Origin of the sequence: Burkholderia sp. BCC1999, assembly GCF_905339975.1 — a bacterium.
Taxonomy (GTDB): domain Bacteria; phylum Pseudomonadota; class Gammaproteobacteria; order Burkholderiales; family Burkholderiaceae; genus Burkholderia.
Genome location: NZ_CAJPHP010000005.1, coordinates 173,878 through 191,830, shown reverse-complemented (window position 1 = coordinate 191,830; position 17,953 = coordinate 173,878). Strand labels below are relative to the sequence as shown.

Annotated in this window: 16 protein-coding genes; 10 read left to right on the top strand and 6 right to left on the bottom strand. The window is 64.7% G+C overall.

Features of this window, described 5'->3' with window-relative positions:
* Window positions 1–42: 42 nt before the first annotated feature.
* Genes U5809_RS09125 through U5809_RS09115 form a run of 3 tightly spaced genes read left to right on the top strand, consistent with a single transcriptional unit; the run spans window position 43 to window position 2,879 of the window.
* The gene (locus tag U5809_RS09125; RefSeq protein ID WP_415877936.1) at window positions 43–1,260 is read left to right on the top strand and encodes a glycosyltransferase family 4 protein; all 1,218 of its coding nucleotides are present in this window, start codon (window positions 43–45) and stop codon (window positions 1,258–1,260) included.
* Window positions 1,261–1,274: 14 nt separating this feature from the next.
* Window positions 1,275–1,853, top strand: coding sequence for an acyltransferase (locus U5809_RS09120; protein WP_322086229.1), 579 nt, complete (start codon window positions 1,275–1,277; stop codon window positions 1,851–1,853).
* Between the two features lie 48 nt (window positions 1,854–1,901).
* Entirely contained in the window at window positions 1,902–2,879 is a 978-nt protein-coding gene (locus U5809_RS09115; RefSeq protein ID WP_322086228.1) for a glycosyltransferase, read from the top strand.
* A gap of 93 nt (window positions 2,880–2,972) precedes the next feature.
* Here the strand turns inward: U5809_RS09115 and U5809_RS09110 are convergent, their stop codons facing one another.
* On the bottom strand, window positions 2,973–3,788 hold the full coding sequence (locus U5809_RS09110) for a sulfotransferase (protein ID WP_322086227.1): 816 nt from the start codon (window positions 3,786–3,788) through the stop codon (window positions 2,973–2,975).
* A 176-nt stretch (window positions 3,789–3,964) separates the two neighbouring features.
* Here U5809_RS09110 and U5809_RS09105 point away from each other — a divergent pair, with 176 nt between their 5' ends.
* From U5809_RS09105 to U5809_RS09090, 4 genes are read left to right on the top strand one after another with little or no spacing between them, the layout of a single operon-like run.
* Window positions 3,965–4,792 (top strand): glycosyltransferase family 2 protein, encoded by an 828-nt coding sequence (locus U5809_RS09105; RefSeq protein WP_322086226.1) that lies wholly within the window; start codon window positions 3,965–3,967, stop codon window positions 4,790–4,792.
* A complete protein-coding gene (locus U5809_RS09100; RefSeq protein ID WP_322086225.1) occupies window positions 4,789–5,754 on the top strand; it encodes an SDR family oxidoreductase in 966 nt (321 codons plus the stop codon). The genes U5809_RS09105 and U5809_RS09100 overlap by 4 nt, the downstream gene beginning before the upstream one ends.
* Before the next feature lie 5 nt (window positions 5,755–5,759).
* Complete coding sequence (locus tag U5809_RS09095; protein ID WP_322086224.1) at window positions 5,760–6,776, top strand: glycosyltransferase family 4 protein; 1,017 nt, start codon at window positions 5,760–5,762, stop codon at window positions 6,774–6,776.
* 12 nt (window positions 6,777–6,788) lie between these two features.
* Window positions 6,789–8,672, top strand: a complete 1,884-nt coding sequence (locus U5809_RS09090; protein ID WP_322086223.1) for a nucleoside-diphosphate sugar epimerase/dehydratase — start codon at window positions 6,789–6,791, stop codon at window positions 8,670–8,672.
* A 91-nt stretch (window positions 8,673–8,763) separates the two neighbouring features.
* Here U5809_RS09090 and U5809_RS09085 read toward each other — a convergent pair whose 3' ends face one another.
* Genes U5809_RS09085 through U5809_RS09065 form a run of 5 tightly spaced genes read right to left on the bottom strand, consistent with a single transcriptional unit; the run spans window position 8,764 to window position 14,192 of the window.
* Window positions 8,764–9,870, bottom strand: a complete 1,107-nt coding sequence (locus U5809_RS09085) for a glycosyltransferase (RefSeq protein WP_322086222.1) — start codon at window positions 9,868–9,870, stop codon at window positions 8,764–8,766.
* Window positions 9,871–9,897: 27 nt separating this feature from the next.
* On the bottom strand, window positions 9,898–10,920 hold the full coding sequence (gene galE / locus U5809_RS09080; protein WP_322086221.1) for a UDP-glucose 4-epimerase GalE: 1,023 nt from the start codon (window positions 10,918–10,920) through the stop codon (window positions 9,898–9,900).
* A gap of 15 nt (window positions 10,921–10,935) precedes the next feature.
* Window positions 10,936–12,072, bottom strand: a complete 1,137-nt coding sequence (locus U5809_RS09075; RefSeq protein WP_322086220.1) for a glycosyltransferase family 4 protein — start codon at window positions 12,070–12,072, stop codon at window positions 10,936–10,938.
* A gap of 42 nt (window positions 12,073–12,114) precedes the next feature.
* On the bottom strand, window positions 12,115–12,939 hold the full coding sequence (locus U5809_RS09070) for a glycosyltransferase (RefSeq protein WP_322086219.1): 825 nt from the start codon (window positions 12,937–12,939) through the stop codon (window positions 12,115–12,117).
* Window positions 12,936–14,192 carry a lipopolysaccharide biosynthesis protein gene (locus tag U5809_RS09065; RefSeq protein ID WP_322086218.1) on the bottom strand — a complete coding sequence of 419 codons (1,257 nt, stop codon included), beginning with the start codon at window positions 14,190–14,192 and terminating at the stop codon, window positions 12,936–12,938. The genes U5809_RS09070 and U5809_RS09065 overlap by 4 nt, the downstream gene beginning before the upstream one ends.
* A gap of 255 nt (window positions 14,193–14,447) precedes the next feature.
* Between U5809_RS09065 and U5809_RS09060 the strand changes: the two genes are divergently transcribed.
* The 3 genes from U5809_RS09060 (at window position 14,448) to U5809_RS09050 (ending at window position 17,922) form a co-directional block, all read left to right on the top strand.
* Window positions 14,448–15,842 carry a phosphomannomutase/phosphoglucomutase gene (locus U5809_RS09060; protein ID WP_176049396.1) on the top strand — a complete coding sequence of 465 codons (1,395 nt, stop codon included), beginning with the start codon at window positions 14,448–14,450 and terminating at the stop codon, window positions 15,840–15,842.
* A gap of 175 nt (window positions 15,843–16,017) precedes the next feature.
* Window positions 16,018–17,013 carry a lipopolysaccharide heptosyltransferase I gene (gene waaC, locus U5809_RS09055; RefSeq protein WP_322086217.1) on the top strand — a complete coding sequence of 332 codons (996 nt, stop codon included), beginning with the start codon at window positions 16,018–16,020 and terminating at the stop codon, window positions 17,011–17,013.
* A gap of 24 nt (window positions 17,014–17,037) precedes the next feature.
* Window positions 17,038–17,922, top strand: a complete 885-nt coding sequence (locus U5809_RS09050; RefSeq protein ID WP_321787674.1) for a Kdo hydroxylase family protein — start codon at window positions 17,038–17,040, stop codon at window positions 17,920–17,922.
* Window positions 17,923–17,953 lie beyond the last annotated feature (31 nt).

Genomic DNA, 17,953 nt, shown 5'->3' with positions numbered 1-17,953 from the left:
CCACTCATATTGATCTTCGCCATGCTGCGTTCCCTGTTCTCATTGTTTCGTAAAGCACCGCCGCAACGTCGTCCCCGTACCGATGGGAAGCTCGGTGTCCTGATCGAATTGGCCTCGTTCGACAAGGGCGGTCTCGAGAAGGTCGTGCTTGACTCCGCGATCGCATTCGACCGGGCACGTTTCGACGTCACCATCGTGACTCCGGGCAAGGTCGGGCACCTTGGTACCGTCGCGCGCAATGCGGGCCTGCGGGTGGTCGGGCTGCCCGCAGCGAACACGCTCGCGGCTTACGAGAAGCTGCTGACCGAGTTGAGCGTCGATATCTCGATGTCTCACTTCTCGAATACCGGCTATCCGCTGTTCGATCGCCTCGGGATTCCGAACATCACGTTCATCCACAACGTGTATGCGTTCTTTTCGGACGAACAGGCTCGAGCGTTTGCCGACAATGATCGCTATGTCGATCGCTACGTTTCGGTTTCGAAGAACGCGACTCGCTTTGCCGTGACCAACCTTGGCGTGTCGGACGGCAAGGTCGTGACGGTGCCGAACGGTCTGATCTTGTCGGAACACGAGGCGAGGGAAAAGCAGCCTCCGAAGCTGACGCGTACCCAGCTTGGCCTGTCGGAATCCGATTACGTGTTCGCGAATGTCGCCTCGTACAATTTGCACAAGGGGCACTACGTGATGGCGGACGCGATGCGTCATTTGCTTGCGCGCCGGCGCGACGTCAAGATTCTCTGCGTCGGCAACGTGATCTATCCGCCTCACGTCGATGCGCTTCGTCACTATCTGGTCGAGCATGGCCTGGAGCAGCATATTCTGATGCCGGGCTATTTCCCGGATGTCGAAGACGTGCATCGTGTGGCGGACGCGTTCATCCTCCCGTCGTTCATCGAGGGCTGGAGCATTGCGATGAACGAGGCCATGTTCTATCGCAAGCCGATGATCCTTACCGACACGGGCGCTTCCGCAGAAGTCATCGACGGTGGCGACATCGGGATCCTGATCCCGAACGAGTATGGCGACACGCCGAATCTGAATTCGAAGCTGCTCGACGAACTTGCCTACGCACCGAGGGAATACAAGATTGCGCCCGTCCTCGCGGATGCGATGGACCAGATGGCATCGAACGCTGCTCAGTGGCGTGAAAGAGGGGCGCGGGGACGCGACAAGATCTACGCGAGCTACAACTTTGCCGATATCGTGACGCGCTACGAGTCGATCATCGAAGATGTGGTCAGGGCGCACAGCCGATAACGGAAGAGGCGGATATGGTGAGCTCACTCAAGTCGTTTTACCGCTTCGTCAGATGGCGCTTCAAACCCGCGGTTTGCTTCTACCTGGGCAATCACTTGTTCATGAATTACATGCCTTATCGGATAAGGCATTGGTTCCTTGGCAGGTTTTGTCAGGTGAGGATCGGACGCGATTCAAGCATCGCCATGGGGTGTTTTGTTACGGGATATCACATTTCGATTGGGGACAATACCGTCGTAAATCGATATACCTATATGGATGGCCGCGTTCCGTTGACGATCGGGAACAACGTCAATATTTCGCACTATACGTTGATCCAGACGTTGACTCACGATCCGCAGAATCCGGATTTTGTATGCTTGTGCAAACCGGTTGTCATTGAGGATCACGTCTGGATCGGTGCTCGCGCGATCATCAGTCCTGGTGTCCGTATCGGCGAAGGGGCTGTTGTGGGAGCAGGATCGGTCGTGACGCGTGATGTCGAGCCGTACACGATCGTTGCCGGAAATCCGGCGCGGTTCATCAAGGAGCGGACGCGGGATTTGCGCTATCGGTCACGCTACTTTCCGTTCTTTGATACCGATATCCAATGAGTTCGTGTTTGAGTGTTTTGTGGATGAAATCATTGCCCGGTCTTGAATATGTCAATCTTTAAATTCCGCAAGCCGTCTGCACCTGCGCCTGTTGCTCGGGCGAATGTCACCATTTCTGTGGTCATTCCTTTGTATAACCATGCACGGTATATCGAAGGTACGTTGCAGAGTGTGTTGTCGCAGTCCTCTCCCGCGGACGAAATCATATTGATCGATGATGGTTCGTCCGATGACGGGTTTGACGTCGCGTCGAGGCTTCTTGCAAACGTTCCGAATGCGAGCGCCTATCGACAGGAGAATGCGGGCGCCCACAATACGATCAATCGAGCGATCGGTCTCGCCCGCGGCGACTATGTCGCGGTCCTGAATTCGGATGATGTGTTTGCGTCGGAGAAGCTCGCTCGATGCCGGGAACTGATTCAGGAACGACCCGGCCTGGGGTTGATCGCGGGGCGCGCCGGCATCATGGACGACCATGGCGTTGAACAGCACGCTGGCGTCGCGATCGACTGGCTGGCGCGTGCGTACGGATTCCTCAGCGATACCGGATTGCCGCAACTGGCGTTGCTGAACGAGAATTTTGTCGCGACGACATCGAACATGGTTTTCAGTCGGGCGCTCTGGCAAGCCGCGGGCGGATTCCAGCCGCTTCGCTACTGCCATGATCTCGATTTCTTGATGTATGCGTTCGCCCACGACAGCGTGTACATCGACCGGGACGTACAGCATATCGTGTATCGCGTGCACGAAAGGAACACGATCAAGGAAGACTTGAGCAAAGTTCGGGTCGAGATCGCGGCCGTCATCGCACAGGCGCTCGCGATGTCGGGACCGAGAATGTTTTCTGCGCGATTGGACGGAAGCGATCTTGGTGCATTCAGGCGCTTCCTGCAGAACAAGGGGATGACGGAGATGCTGTGCTTTCTGCAGACTGTACTTCCGGCATTTCCGACTCGTTCGGCGTTCTATGAATATGCAGTCGATGCACGAAATGCCGATGCATTTCGCTTGGCCGTGGCGGGCTGACCTGTAGCGACGCCAACGAGCAGGATGATCAAGGTCGCGCACGCATGGGTGCGCGACCGTTCTCATGGCAGAGTCTGTGGGACTGCCGCCTGCTCAGATGTATCCGAATGCTTTCAGTCCTTCAGCCGCGGTAGCGCAACAGTGGGCGGTGATGTCCGGTGGCAGGTTCGTTTGCCAAGCTGTTGCGCGGTCGTTCAGGAACGGCCGCGACAGGTTGAGGTGACTCTGATCATTGCGCAGTACCGGAGCGCGCTTCGAGTTGTCCAGCATGGATTCTTCGAACGGCAGGCCGAGGAATTCCGTAGAGCGCGACAGGATATCCCGCGGATTCGTGACGAGGTCCTCGTAGCGCACGAGCAGATAGTTTGTGCGGCCCCGCATCGCGTTGTGCAAGTGGAGGTTGGTGTAATTCCACAGGCGAGGGAAATACTCTTCAATGCCTGACGGTGCCCACGTGACGTTCTTGAGCGACAGCATCGTACCGCGTACGTCGCGGACAATATGGAGGAACCGGATGTCGGAGTTCAGGAGTCCGACCTCTTCGAGCTTCCGGATCGAAAGGAGATCGTCAGGGGTCTTGTCCCCGCCGAGCTGCTTCCCCGCATTGGACGCAATGCGGCGATAGATCGATGTAAGGATGCCCGCCAAAGTCGGCTTTGCTTCGCTTAGCGCGTCATCAATTTCCGCCGCGGAAATATAGGGCTCGAGAACTTCGGCGAAGTCATCCGTCGACTTGATGATTTTGCCGATCAACGGACGTGCGACGGACCAGTCGCTGATGCAACCGATGACGTGAGCGATCGGGCTGATGAGCGTGGTTTGGTTCGGGATAAAGATGTCGCTATGAAGATTGAGCGACTCCTTGAACAGGGTCGTGCCAGATCGAGGCGAACCGAAAAGAATGAACATGCTGGGGGTATGGGGCGTGATGGGCGACAGCGTGGCTGCATCACCGACTGGGTGCGGCGGGCCAACGTGATTCTTCCACCACCGACTGAGTATGAACGAACCCGTACGACCCCCCGGATGCCTAAACGTTTCCGGGTCCGCCCGCGTCATGTTTACTTCGTAATATTAGACTTGAGATGAGTACTTCGAGAGCCACACTGACCGTATCGATCGTCGTCTATCGGCCTGACGTCGAGCGCTTTTTCCGGACACTCCACAGCCTGCGCGACGCCGTGTGTGCGGTGCAACGGCGCGATCCGAACTTCCATGCGGCAATCTGCGTGGTGGACAATGGCGGAACGCCTGATATCTGGAAGGATGTGGTCGGATCGAATGTGGTCGGATTCGAGTGTTCGTCGTTGGGCGGTCACGGGAACGTCGGTTACGGTCGCGGCCACAACCTTGCGATCACAGAGGCTGATAGCGATCATCATCTGATCCTGAATCCCGATATCGATCTTGACGAGGACGCCCTCGTGCATGCGTTGAGTTTCATGACCGGTCGTTCGGACGTCGGGCTGTTGACGCCGTATATTTCAGACGAGAAAGGCGGCATCCAGTATCTGTGCAGGCGTTCGCCTGCCATGTTCGACCTGCTCGTCCGCGGATTTTTTCCGGCGCGCTGGAAGGCGCGGTTCGCGAAGCGTCTCGCCCGCTACGAGATGCGTGACGTGATCAACGATCACGACATCGTCGAGGATCCCCCCATCGTCAGCGGCTGCTTCATGTTGTTCCGTACCGAAGTCCTGAAGCAACTTGGCGGCTTCGATCCGCGCTACTTCCTGTACTTCGAGGACTACGACCTGAGCCTGCGCGCGCACGAGGTCGCCCGCGTCGCGTATGTCCCGTCGGTGCGTGTGGTCCATCACGGCGGCGGCGCATCCCGCAAGGGTTTCGCGCACATCCGCATGTTCGCCGCATCGGCCTTCAAGTTCTACAACCGCTTCGGCTGGAGGCTCTGGTGACCCATCTCGTCGTCACCGGCGCGAACGGCTTCGTCGGTCGCGCAGTCTGTCGCCGCGCGCTGGAAGCCGGGCACACGGTTACCGCACTGGTCCGGCGTCCCGGCGGTTGCATCGACGGCGTGCGTGAATGGGTACACGACACCGCCGATTTCGACGGCCTCGACGAAGGCTGGCCCACCGACCTGGCCGCCGACTGCGTGATCCATCTCGCCGCGCGCGTGCATGTGATGCGCGACGAGTCGCCCGATCCCGATGCCGCATTCGACGCCACCAACGTCGCCGGTACGCTGCGTCTCGCCGAGGCAGCGCGCCATCACGGCGTACGCCGCATCGTGTTCGCGAGCAGCATCAAGGCGGTCGGGGAAGGCGACGGCGGGGTACCGCTGTCCGAGGCTTTCGAACCCGATCCGCAGGATGCATACGGCCGCTCGAAGCTGCGGGCGGAGCGGCAGCTCGCGCAGTTCGGCGCGTCGGCGGGGCTCGACGTCGTCGTCGTTCGTCCGCCGCTCGTCTACGGCCCGGCCGTTCGTGCCAACTTCCTGCGGATGATGGACGCGGTCGCGCGCGGGATGCCGTTGCCGCTCGGCGCGGTTTCAGCGCGCCGCAGCATCGTCTACGTCGACAACCTCGCCGATGCGCTGCTGCGTTGCGCGATCGACCCGCGCGCGGCCGGCGAATGCTTTCACGTTGCTGACGATGATGCGCCGTCGGTCGCGAGCCTGCTGCGCCTCGTCGGCGACGCGCTCGGCAAGCCGGCGCGGCTGCTTGCGGTTCCCCCGGCCCTGTTGCGCGTGGCCGGCAAGCTGACCGGCCGCAGCGCGGCCATCGATCGCCTGACCGGCAGCCTGCAGCTCGATACGGGCCGGATCCGGCGCGTGCTGGGCTGGCAGCCGCCCTATACGACCCGCCAGGGCCTCGAAGCGACCGCCGCATGGTATCGTTCGCGCGATACACAACAATAGTCGACATGCCTTTCACGATCTCCACATGGCCTGCCGCGGTCGTGGTGGCGCTGGTCGCCGCCATCGCATCGACGGCGATCCTGCGTGGGCTGCTTGCGACCGGCCTCGCATGGCGCCTCGCCACCGATATTCCAAACGACCGTTCGCTTCACACGCTGCCGACACCGCGCGTCGGCGGATGGGGCATCGTGCCGGTTTGCGTCGTTGCGCTGCTGGTGCTGGCGCCGCGACTCTGGTTGATCGCCATTGCCGCTGCGGGGCTGGCCGCGATGTCGCAGATCGACGACCGGCGCGGGCTGCCGGCCCGCGTGCGGTTCTCGGCGCACCTCGCGGCAGTTGTCGCGCTGATCGTCGTCTTTCCGGCCGATGCACCCTGGTGGCTGCTCGCCGGCGTGGGCTTCGCGATGGTCTGGCTGACGAACCTGTACAACTTCATGGACGGCGCCGACGGGCTCGCGGGCGGCATGGCACTGTTCGGCTTCGGCGGTTACGCGGTCGCGGCGCTTAACGGCGCTCAGGCATCGCCCGATCTCGTCGTGGCGGGCGCGGCAGTCGCCGGCGCGGCGTTGGGCTTCCTTCTGCTCAATTTCCACCCGGCGAGACTGTTCCTCGGTGATGCCGGCTCGATTCCGCTCGGATTCCTGGCCGGTGCGCTGGGCTACTGGGGCTGGCGTACCGATGTCTGGCCGATCTGGTTCCCTGCGATGGTATTCGCGCCCTTTATTGCTGATGCATCTGTAACACTTTTGAGACGCCTGTTACGCGGAGAAAAGTTCTGGCAGGCGCACCGCGAGCATTATTATCAGAGGATGGTCCGATCGGGCGTCAGCCACGGCCGGACCGCTCTTTATTGGTACCTCATCATGCTCGCGGGCATAATTGTCGCCGTGTGGGCAAAGGGCCGCCCCGAACTGCAGCAATGGCTGTCGTTCCTCGCGTGGTATGGCGTCCTGGCATGGTTCGGAAGGTTGATCGACATGCGTTGGCGCCGGTTTCAAGCGGCCGCCGAAAACAATTCTTGAGGTCTCCCGCCGATGTTGCGTTCCAAAGCATCTTGGCTGTCATTAAGTGCTTTCCTGTTCGACCTGACGGCGGTTGTCGCCGCATGGTTGTTCGCCTATCTCGTTCGTTTCAACGGCAGCGTTCCGCATGAGTTCCTGAGCGGCGCGCTGATGGCGATGACCTGGGTGCTGCCCATCTACGCGCTGATGTTCCACGGGTTCGGTCTGTATCGCGGGCTGTGGGTGTTCGCGAGCCTGCCCGACCTGATGCGCATCGCAAAGGCGGTGGTTGGCGGCGGCGTGATCGTGATGATCGGCGCCTTGATGTTCCAGCCGCAGCCGATCATTCCGCGCTCGGTGCTGCTCGTGTCGCCGCTGATGCTGTTCCTGGCGATGGGCGGTGCCCGCGCGCTGTATCGCGCGACGAAGGAGTACTACCTGTACGGCGGGCTCGTCGGCAAGGGCAAGCCGGTGCTGGTGCTCGGCGCCGGCACGGCCGGCGCGAGTCTCGCGCGCGAACTGTCGCGTTCCGGCGAATGGCGCCTCGTCGGCCTGCTCGACGACGACGTCACGAAGCAGGGCCGCGAAATCTACGGCTACAAGGTGCTGGGCTCGTTCAACGACCTCAAGCACTGGACCGATGCGATGAAGGTCGAGTACGCGATCATCGCGATTCCGTCGGCGTCGGTCGAGGCGCAACGTCGCGTCGCGACGCTGTGCGTGCGTGCCGGCGTGAAGGCGATGGTGCTGCCGTCGCTGACCGCGCTGATGCCGGGGCAGGGCTTCCTGTCGCAGGTGCGGAACATCGATCTCGAGGACCTGCTCGGCCGCGATGCCGTGACGATCGACACGCCGCACGTCGAGGCGCTGCTGCGCGGGCGTGTCGTGATGGTGACGGGCGCGGGCGGTTCGATCGGCTCCGAGCTGTGCCGGCAGATCCTGCGCTTCGCGCCGGCGCAACTGGTTGCATTCGACCTGTCCGAATACGCGATGTACCGGCTTACCGAGGAGCTGCGTGAACGGTTCCCAGACCTGCCCGTCCTGCCGATCATCGGCGATGCGAAGGATTCGCTGCTGCTCGACCAGGTGATGTCGCGCCATGCGCCGCACATCGTGTTCCATGCGGCCGCCTACAAGCATGTGCCGCTGATGGAAGAGCACAACGCCTGGCAGGCGCTGCGCAACAACGTGCTCGGCACGTATCGCGTGGCGCGCGCGGCGATCCGCCACGACGTACGTCACTTCGTGCTGATCTCGACCGACAAGGCCGTCAATCCGACCAACGTGATGGGCGCGAGCAAGCGCCTCGCCGAAATGGCGTGCCAGGCGTTGCAGCAGACGAGCGGGCGCACGCAGTTCGAGACGGTGCGCTTCGGCAACGTGCTCGGCAGTGCGGGCAGCGTGATTCCGAAGTTCCAGCAGCAGATCGCGAAGGGCGGCCCGGTGACGGTCACGCACCCCGAGATCACGCGCTTCTTCATGACGATTCCGGAAGCGTCGCAGCTCGTGCTGCAGGCGTCGAGCATGGGGCATGGCGGCGAGATCTTCATTCTCGACATGGGCGAACCGGTGAAGATCGTCGATCTCGCGTGCGACCTGATCCGCTTGTACGGGTTCTCGGAAGACCAGATCCGCATCGAGTTCACGGGGCTGCGGCCCGGCGAGAAGCTCTACGAGGAACTGCTCGCGGACGACGAGGCGACGACGCGCACGCCGCATCCGAAACTGCGGATCGCGCGGGCGCGCGAAGTGCCGGACAATTTCCTCGACGAACTGCTGCCGTGGCTGATGCAGCACCGCGTGCTGTCCGACGATGAAGTGCGGCGCGACCTGCGGCGCTGGGTGCCGGAATACCAGACGGCCGCTGCCCCGACCTTGCAGAGCGTACCGACGGTGCGCGTCGCGTCGAACGAGTGACGCGGCCGGGTCGAGACCCGAGGGGCTCGACGACGCATGAAAAAAGCGCCCCGCGGGGCGCTTTTTCTTTATCCGGCAGCCGATGCGACGCTCAGTGGCTGCGCCGGTGCTTGCGCACCACCATCCACCGCGGCGCACGGAACCGCACGATGCTGAGATAAAGCCACACATAGGTCAGCGCGAACAGCACGACGAACACGAACAGGTGCACCGTGTGCCGCCAGAACAGCGTCGCGGGGATCACCGCGACGAGGCACAGCAGCCACAGGTACGGCGACGTCAGCGAATTGCGGCGCGTCAGGTCGTGCGCGTGCTTCGTGCCGACGGCCCAGCGCATCAGCCGCTTGTACACGAGCATGTGCAGGTGCACGCCGTCCGGAATGCCGGGCGACATCCCGCGGATGAACTTCTTCCGGTAGATCGAGAAGCAGGTCTCGAAGATCGGATACATGAACAGTAGCACCGGGTACCACGCGGACACCTCGTGGTTGCGCATCACGAGCATGATCGCGAGTTCCGCGAGCATGAAGCCGATGAAATACGCGCCGCCGTCGCCGAGGAAGATCAGCCCGGCCGGAAAATTCCACAGAAAGAAGCCGAGCACGGCGCCCATCATGATGATCGACGCGGACATCACGACCGGGTCGTTGACATGGAACGCGACGTACGCGAGCGACGCGAACATCATGAAGCTGACCATCGACGCGAGGCCGTTGAAGCCGTCGATGATGTTGATCGCGTTCGCGAGCGCCGCGACCGCGAGCACGGTGATGAACGCCGAGATGGCCACGTAGCCGAGCAGGAAGTCGAGCGGCGGCACGCTGATGCGCTTGACCGCGATGCCCAGCAGCCAGAACGCCAGCGCGGCCGCGCCCATGGTGCAGAGCAGCCGCGCACGTGGCGACACGCGTTTGGTCAGGTCCTCGACGAGGCCGGACAGGAACGCCGGCAGCCCGCAGGCGGCGATGCCGAGAATGCTGCCCGCGATCGTCGGATAGCGCCGGGACAGGATCAGCGCGGCAACGACGACCCCGGCGAGGATCCCGATGCCCCCCACTCGCGGCACGGGCCGCACGTGGAATTTCTGCACGCCGGCCAGATCGCTGTCGACCGAGAATTTCTCGTGAAGGTGCGCGTAGCGCACGATGAACAGCGTGACGAGCAGGGAGACGATGAAGCCGGACGCGAAGCTGAGCATGGGATCGCTCGAAAAATGGACAGCGGATTATACAAAACCGCGCGGGTTCCCCTCCTGCCATCGCCAGTGGTCGGCACACATTTCTTCGATACCGAGCGTCGCGCGCCAGCCGATGATGTCGGCCGCGGCCTGCGGGTTCGCGTAGCACTCGGCGATGTCGCCCGGGCGGCGTGCGACGAGTTCGTACGGCACCGGGCGGCCCGACGCCTTCTCGAACGCGCGCACGACTTCCAGCACGCTGTAGCCCTGGCCGGTGCCGAGGTTCACGACGAAGCTCGCGTCGCGCTTCGCCAGCGCGTCGAGCGCGGCGATGTGCCCCTTCGCGAGATCGACGACGTGGATGTAGTCGCGCACGCCCGTGCCGTCCGGCGTCGCGTAGTCGGAACCGAACACGCGCAGCTTTTCCAGCTTGCCGACCGCGACCTGCGCGACATACGGCATCAGGTTGTTCGGGATGCCGGCCGGATCCTCGCCGATCAGCCCGCTCGCGTGCGCGCCGACCGGGTTGAAGTAGCGCAGCGTCGCGATGCGCCACGAAGGATCGGACACCTCGAGATCGCGCAGGATCTGCTCGGCGATCAGCTTCGACTGGCCGTACGGGTTCGTCGCCGACAGCGGGAACGACTCGTCGATCGGCGAGCGCTCGGGCACGCCGTACACGGTCGCGGACGAGCTGAACACGAACTGCTTCACGTTGCGCTCGCGCATGACCTTGAGCACGGCGAGCAGGCCGCCGATGTTGTTCTGGTAGTACTCGAGCGGCTTCGCGACCGATTCGCCGACGGCCTTGAGCGCCGCGAAATGGATGGTCCCGGTGATCGGGTGCGCGTCGAACACCTTCGCGAGCGCGGCTTCGTCGCACACGTCGACCTGATGGAACGCGGGTGTCTTGCCCGTGATCTGCTCGATGCGCCGGACGGACTCGGCCTTGCTGTTGACGAGGTTGTCGACGATCACGACATCGTAGCCGTTGTCGAGCAACTCGACGGCCGTGTGCGAGCCGATGTAGCCCGCGCCGCCGGTAACGAGAATGGTGCCTTTAGCGGTCATTGCTGATGCGCTCCTTCAGAGTGTGAATCCGGTTAACGAATGGATGGTCTGCCGGTAGCGTTCGACGACCTGCTGCTCGTCGAATTCCGCCGTGACCTTCTGCCGGCCGCGCGCGCCCATCGCGTCGCGTCCGGCCGTTCCGAGTTCGATCATGCGGAGCAGCTGCTCCGCGAGACTTGCGCTGTCGCGTACGCGGCACAGGAAGCCCGTTTCGCCGTCGGCGACGACATCGCGGCAGCCCGGCACATCGGTCGCGACGATCGGGCGGCTCATCGCCGATGCTTCCATCAGCGTGCGCGGCACGCCCTCGCGGTACGACGGCAGCACGACGCAGTCGGCCGCCGCGATATGCGGGCGGACATCGTGCGCCTCGCCGAGATATTCGATGATGCCTTCGCCGACCCATGCGTCGACGTCCGCGCGACCGATCGCGCTCGGGTTGTCGACGCCGAGCGGCCCGAGCAGCTGGAAGCGTGCGTTCGGGAAGCGGCCGCGCACGATGCGCGCGGCTTCCACGTATTCGCGCACACCCTTGTCCCACAGCAGCCGGCCGATCAGGATGAAGACGGGTGCGTCGCCGGCGGGCAGCGGCGCGGGCGCGAACTGTTCGAGATCGACGCCTTCGCCGTGCAGCAGCCGCGCGCGGTCGGGATGCGCGAGCAACCGCTCGTCGGTGAAGGTCGCGAGGTCGTCGCGGTTCAGGAACCACACTTCACGCGGGAAGCGGAACGCGAACCGGTACAGGCGCTTCGCGACGCTTGCCGCGCGGCTCTTCTGGATGAAGACGTAGCCGAGCCCCGTCGTCACCGCGATCGACGGCACGCGCGCGAGCCAGGCGGCGACCGACCCGTAGATGTTCGGCTTGATCGTGTAATGGAACACGAGATCGGGCCGCAGCGCGCGGTAGTGGCGTACGAGCGCCGCGAGCGTGCCGAGATCTTCGCGCGGGCTCGTGCCTTTGGACGCGACCGCGAGCGCCACGTAGCGGCAGCCCATCTGCTCGAGCAACGGCACCGTGCGGTCGTGCGGCGCGATCACGACGACCTCGGCGCCGCGCGCGACGAGCGCACGGATCAGCCCGTGGCGATACGTGTAGATCGCCCAGGCCGTGTTGCAGACGAGCGCGATGCGCAGCGGGGAGGTGGCGGACATGAAAAAAAGAAAAAATAAAGCGTCGTAAATGCCGGATCGGCGTCAGGCGGACGGCCGCGCGGCGAACAGCGTCTGCTTGATCCGCTGCAACGTACGGTACGGCGTCACGAAATGCAGCAGGTTCTTGGCGAGGCCGGCCCAGTCGTACGGGTTCAGCGCGTTGAAATGGCTCAGCAGCAGCGTGAGCGTCGACACCAGCTGGCGCCGGCGCTTGGTCGCACTGATCCCGCCCTCGTTCAATTCGTAATACAGGCCGAGTTCCGGCAGGTTCGCGCAATCGTAGCGTTGCATTAACCGCAAAAAAAGATCGAGATCCTCGGCCGCACGGTATTTCGCGCGATAGTTGCCCACCTCCCGCACGGCGTCGATGCGCAACATCACCGACGGATGCACGAGCGGCGAGCGCAGGAAGCGCGTGCGGCGCAGCGTGCGCGGATCGGCGGGCGGCGTCAGCATGAAGCGCGGTTCGCCGGCGCGCGACACGACCTGCGTCCACATGCCGACGCAGGCCACGCGCGGATGGGCGCCGAGATACGCGCGCTCCTTCGCGAGGCGCTGCGGCGCGGCCAGGTCACCCGCGTCGATGCGGGCCGCATAGCGGAAGCCGCGCGCCGCGAGCGCGTCGATGCCGGCCGCGAGCGCGCGCTCGATGCCGCCGTTCTGCGGCATGCGCAGCACCTCGATCGCGAGGCCCGGCAGGTCGGGCGCGACGATCGGCGGCGTGCTGCCGTCGTCGACGATCAGCACGTGCACGGGCGCCTCCTCGCGAAACGACGCGAGGGTCCGCACGACGTCGTCGTGCCCGTTGTAGGCCGGCAGCAGCACGGCCACGTCGTCGAGCGGGGGCGGGCAATCAGGGGACGTCATGTTCGCAGCTTGAAACGGATGTAATAAAAGTTGACGGCGGCCGCGACCAGGTAGCCGGCCGCCAGCCCGACGAGCGCGCCGTACAGGCCGAGCCGGGGGATCGCGAACAGGTTGACGACCGCGGCGATCGCCAGCGCGAGCAGCCATTTCGCCAGCAACACGAATTTTGCTTGATATTTGAGAACGATAAGATTGCCTATCGCCTCGATGCCGGCCGGCACGGACAGCCAGACGGCCCAGCGGAAGATGTCGACCGACGCCTCGTAGCCGTGGCCGAACACCTTGCCGACGATCAGCGGGGCGGCCGCGTCGAGCACGAGCGCGCCGGCCGTCATCAGCCCGGCCGTCATCGCGATCAGCCGGACGATGTTGCGGCGCAGCCGCGCGGCGTCCTGCACGCGGTAGACGAAGGCGGGCGCGATCGTCTGCGCGAGCATCAGCGCGAGCGTGATCCAGTTCTCGTTGAGCTGCTGCGCGGCCGAGTAGCGGCCGAGATCGGCGAACGACACGTGACGCTCGAGCATCAGGCGGTCGAGCTTCAGGAACAGGTACATGCAGATGAGCCCGAGCCAGAACACGGTGCCGGCCGTTGCAAAGTGCCTGAACAGCGGTTTATCGAACGTCCAGCCGAGGGTGCCGCCGTTACGATGCCGGTAGTACAGCAGCAGCGCGAAGCCGATCGCGGCGGCCTCGAGCGCCCACAGCCACGCGAAGCGGGCGGGGCCGGCGGCCGCGCGGACCAGCAGCCACACGAGCAGCGCCTTCGCGAGCGCCGTGACCATGCTGGTGACGAGCTGCGGCTTGCTGTAGGTCATGCTCTGCAGCCACGCGTTGATCACGCCGACGAACGGCTCGCGGAACACCATCGTGACGGCGAGGCCCGCGAGCATCGCGCCGACCAGCGGATCGAAGGCGCCCGCGGCGATCGCGATCCAGGTCGCGACGAGCGCGGCCACCGACACGGCGATGCGCAGCGCGAACGCGCTGCCGAGCACCGCGCCGAGCTGGGCGGGCGGACGCTGGACGATGGTCGGGACGAGGATTTCCGCGCCGCACACCCAGGTGAGCGGCGCCAGTACCAGGAGGAGCGTATTCGCATACTGCCATTTGCCGAACACATCTGGCCCGAAATAACGGGCCAGCAGGCCGCTGATCGCGATCGCGACGCCGATCTGCGTGAGCCGTTCGAGCCCCAGCCAGACGAGGTTCGCGACGGCTTTCGCGACGTCCGGGTTGCCGAAGCGCTTCAGCATGCGCAGCGGCGGCACGCGCACAGGGCGGCCGGCAGGGCGCCCGAAGGCTGCGGGTTGGCTGCGGCGGAGCGGCTAGGCATTAAAATGGGCGGCATGCGCGTCATCAAAACCCGCGATTATAAGTGGGATCGCGACCGCTCCAGCCGTTCCGTTCCTTGTTTTGCGGGGCCGCATGTATCATGCGCGGCACCGGCGCGAGGCGGCCAGCCAAGCCAGACAATTTTCCATGCACGCAACTGAGAGAGAAGAGAATCGATGATCTCCCAATCCATCTTCAAGGCATATGACATCCGTGGCGTGGTCGGCAAGACCCTCGACGTCGACACGGCGCGCGGGATCGGCCGCGCATTCGGCAGCGAAGTGCGTGCGCAGGGCGGCGACGCGGTCGTCGTCGCGCGCGACGGCCGCCTGTCCGGGCCGGAACTCGTCGGCGCACTCGCCGATGGCCTGCGTGCGGCCGGTGTCGACGTCGTCGACGTCGGCATGGTGCCGACGCCGGTCGGCTATTTCGCGGCGAACGTGCCGCTGGCGCTGAAGGGCGGCGAGCGCCGCGTCGATTCGTGCATCGTCGTCACGGGCAGCCACAACCCGCCCGACTACAACGGTTTCAAGATGGTGCTGCGCGGCGCCGCGATCTATGGCGAGCAGATCCAGGCGCTGTACCGCCGCATCGTCGACGAGCGCTTCGAGACGGGCAGCGGCACGTATGAAGAAATCGACGTCGCCGATCAGTACATTGCGCGCATCGTCGGCGACGTGAAGCTCGCGCGGCCGCTGAAGCTGGTCGTCGACGCCGGCAACGGCGTCGCGGGCCCGCTCGCGACGCGCCTGTTCAAGGCGCTCGGCTGCGAACTCGTCGAGCGCTTCACCGACATCGACGGCACGTTCCCGAACCACCACCCCGATCCCGCGCACCCGGAAAACCTGCAGGACGTGATCCAGGCGCTGAAGGACACCGATGCCGAACTCGGCTTCGCGTTCGACGGCGACGGCGACCGCCTCGGCGTCGTCACGAAGGACGGCCAGATCATCTATCCGGACCGTCAGCTGATGCTGTTCGCGGAAGAAGTGCTGTCGCGCAACCCGGGCGCGCAGATCATCTACGACGTGAAGTGCACGCGCCACCTCGCGAACTGGATCAAGTCGAAGGGCGGCGAGCCGCTGATGTGGAAGACGGGCCACTCGCTCGTGAAGGCGAAGCTGCGCGAGACGGGCGCACCGCTCGCCGGCGAAATGAGCGGCCACGTGTTCTTCAAGGATCGCTGGTACGGCTTCGACGACGGCCTTTACACGGGCGCGCGCCTGCTCGAGATCCTCACGAAGACGGCCGACCCGAGCGCGCTGCTCAACGGGCTGCCGGACGCGATGAGCACGCCCGAGCTGCAGCTGTGGCTCGACGAAGGCGAGAATTTCCGCCTGATCGACAAGCTGCAGAAAGAAGCGAAGTTCGACGGTGCCGAGGAAGTCGTGACGATCGACGGCCTGCGCGTCGAGTACCCGGACGGCTTCGGCCTCGCGCGTTCGTCGAACACGACGCCGGTCGTCGTGATGCGCTTCGAATCCGAGACGCAGGAAGGGCTCAAGCGCATCCAGGAGGACTTCCGCCGTGTGCTGACGGCCGCGAAGCCGGACGTCAAGCTGCCGTTCTGAGTGTCGGCGGCCCGCGGGCCGCCAACGGCGCGAGGGTCGATCCAGTCGTCGCGCCATCCCCGAAAAGCGGCGCACGCCAAAGGCGTGCGGCCGCTTTTTGTCTGTCCGGACCCCCGGGCGGGATAAAATCCCCCCTTTATGCTTGTCGCCGGCTGCCAGCCGGCGTTTTTTCAGCGTGCAAAAGATCCTGATCGTGCGCGTGTCGTCGCTGGGCGACGTCGTGCACAACATGCCGGTGATCGCCGATATCCGGCGCCGCCACCCCGATGCGCAGATCGACTGGCTCGTCGAGGAAAGCTTCGTCGACCTCGTGCGGCTCGTCGACGGCGTGCGCAACGTGCTGCCGTTCTCGCTGCGCCGCTGGCGCAAGAAGCCGTTCTCGGGCGCCACGTGGCGCGAGATCCGCGCATTCCGCAGGCGCCTCGCGGCCGAGCAGTACGATCTCGTGATCGACTGCCAGGGCCTGATCAAGACGGCCTGGGTCGCGAGCTGGGCGCGCGGCCCGCTCGTCGGGCTCGGCAACCGTACCGACGGCGCCGGCTATGAATGGCCGGTGCGCTTCTTCTATCGCAAGCGCGTGCCGATCGAGCCGCGCACGCACGTCGTCGAGCGTTCGCGGCAACTGGTCGCGGCCGCGCTGGACGACCCGGCGCCGACGCCGGCCGATCCGGTCGACTTCGGCCTCGACACGCGCGCGGCGGCGCTCGCGGTGGCCGCGCTCGGCCTGAACCTGCCGGTGCCGTACGTGGTGTTCGTCCATGCGACGTCGCGCGCCGACAAGCAGTGGCCGGACGCCGCGTGGATCGAGCTCGGCCAGGCGCTCGTGCGGCGCGGCGCATCGCTCGTGCTGCCGTGGGGCAACGACGCGGAGCGCGCGACCAGCGAGCGGCTCGCGAAGGAGTTCGGCGATGCGGCGATCGTGCCGCCGAAGCTGTCGCTGCCGGCCGTGGTCGGGCTGATCGACGGCGCGGCCGCGACCGTCGGGGTTGATACAGGTCTGGTTCACATCGCGGCCGCGCTGAAGCGTCCGACGGTCGAACTGTACAATTTCGCGACGGCCTGGCGGACCGGCGGCTACTGGTCGCCGAACGTCGTCAATCTCGGCACGGCGGGGCAGCCCCCGTCGATCGCGCAGGTGAAGTCGGCGCTCGCGGGCTTCGGTCTCCTGTAACGCTGTCACATACGCGAACCGATCATGAGCGAATCCCAGATCATCGAAGTCCCGTCCGCCGACTGGAGCGGACACAACCTGTCGGCGCCGCGCGAGCAGTTGCTGGCCGCCGTCGAGGAAGGCAAGGTGCTGTATTTCCCGCATCTGCGCTTCGCGATCGAAGGCGGCGAGGAAGCGCTGCTCGATCCGGCGCTCGCCGATCCGAAACGCAAGAACATCAGCCTCGCGCCGAACGGCGGCGCGCTCGCCGGCGTGCTCGGCGACAGTGTCACGCAGTCGGCCGTGCGCGCGCTCGTCGCGCGCTTCCAGCAGCAGGCCGGCACGCTCGTCGACGGCCTCTTTCCCGAATACCGCGGCAAGCTGCGCGTCGCGCCGACCAGCCTGCGGCTGATGCAGGTCGAGACGCGCCAGACATCCTGGCGCAAGGACGACAGCCGGCTGCACGTCGACGCGTTTCCTTCGCGGCCGAACTACGGCGAGCGCATCCTGCGCGTGTTCACGAACGTGAACCCGGCCGGCGTGCCGCGCGTCTGGCGCGTGGGCGAGCCGTTCGAGGACGTCGCGAAGCGCTTCCTGCCGTCGATCAAGCCGCAACTGCCGGGCGCCGCATGGCTGCTGAACCTGCTGCACGTGACGAAGTCGCCGCGCAGCGCGTACGACCACCTGATGCTGAACCTGCACGACAGCATGAAGGCCGATCTCGACTACCAGAAGACGAGCCCGCAGGAGACGATGCCGTTTCCGCCGGGTTGCGTGTGGATATGTTTCTCGGATCAGACTTCGCACGCTGTGATGTCCGGCCAGTTCATGCTCGAACAGACGTTCTTCCTGCCGGTCGACGCGATGGTCCGCCGCGAATGCGCGCCGCTCGGCATTCTGGAACGCCTGAAGGGCAGGGCGCTGGTTTGAGCGCGCACCTGCTTCGACGCAATACGGGGGC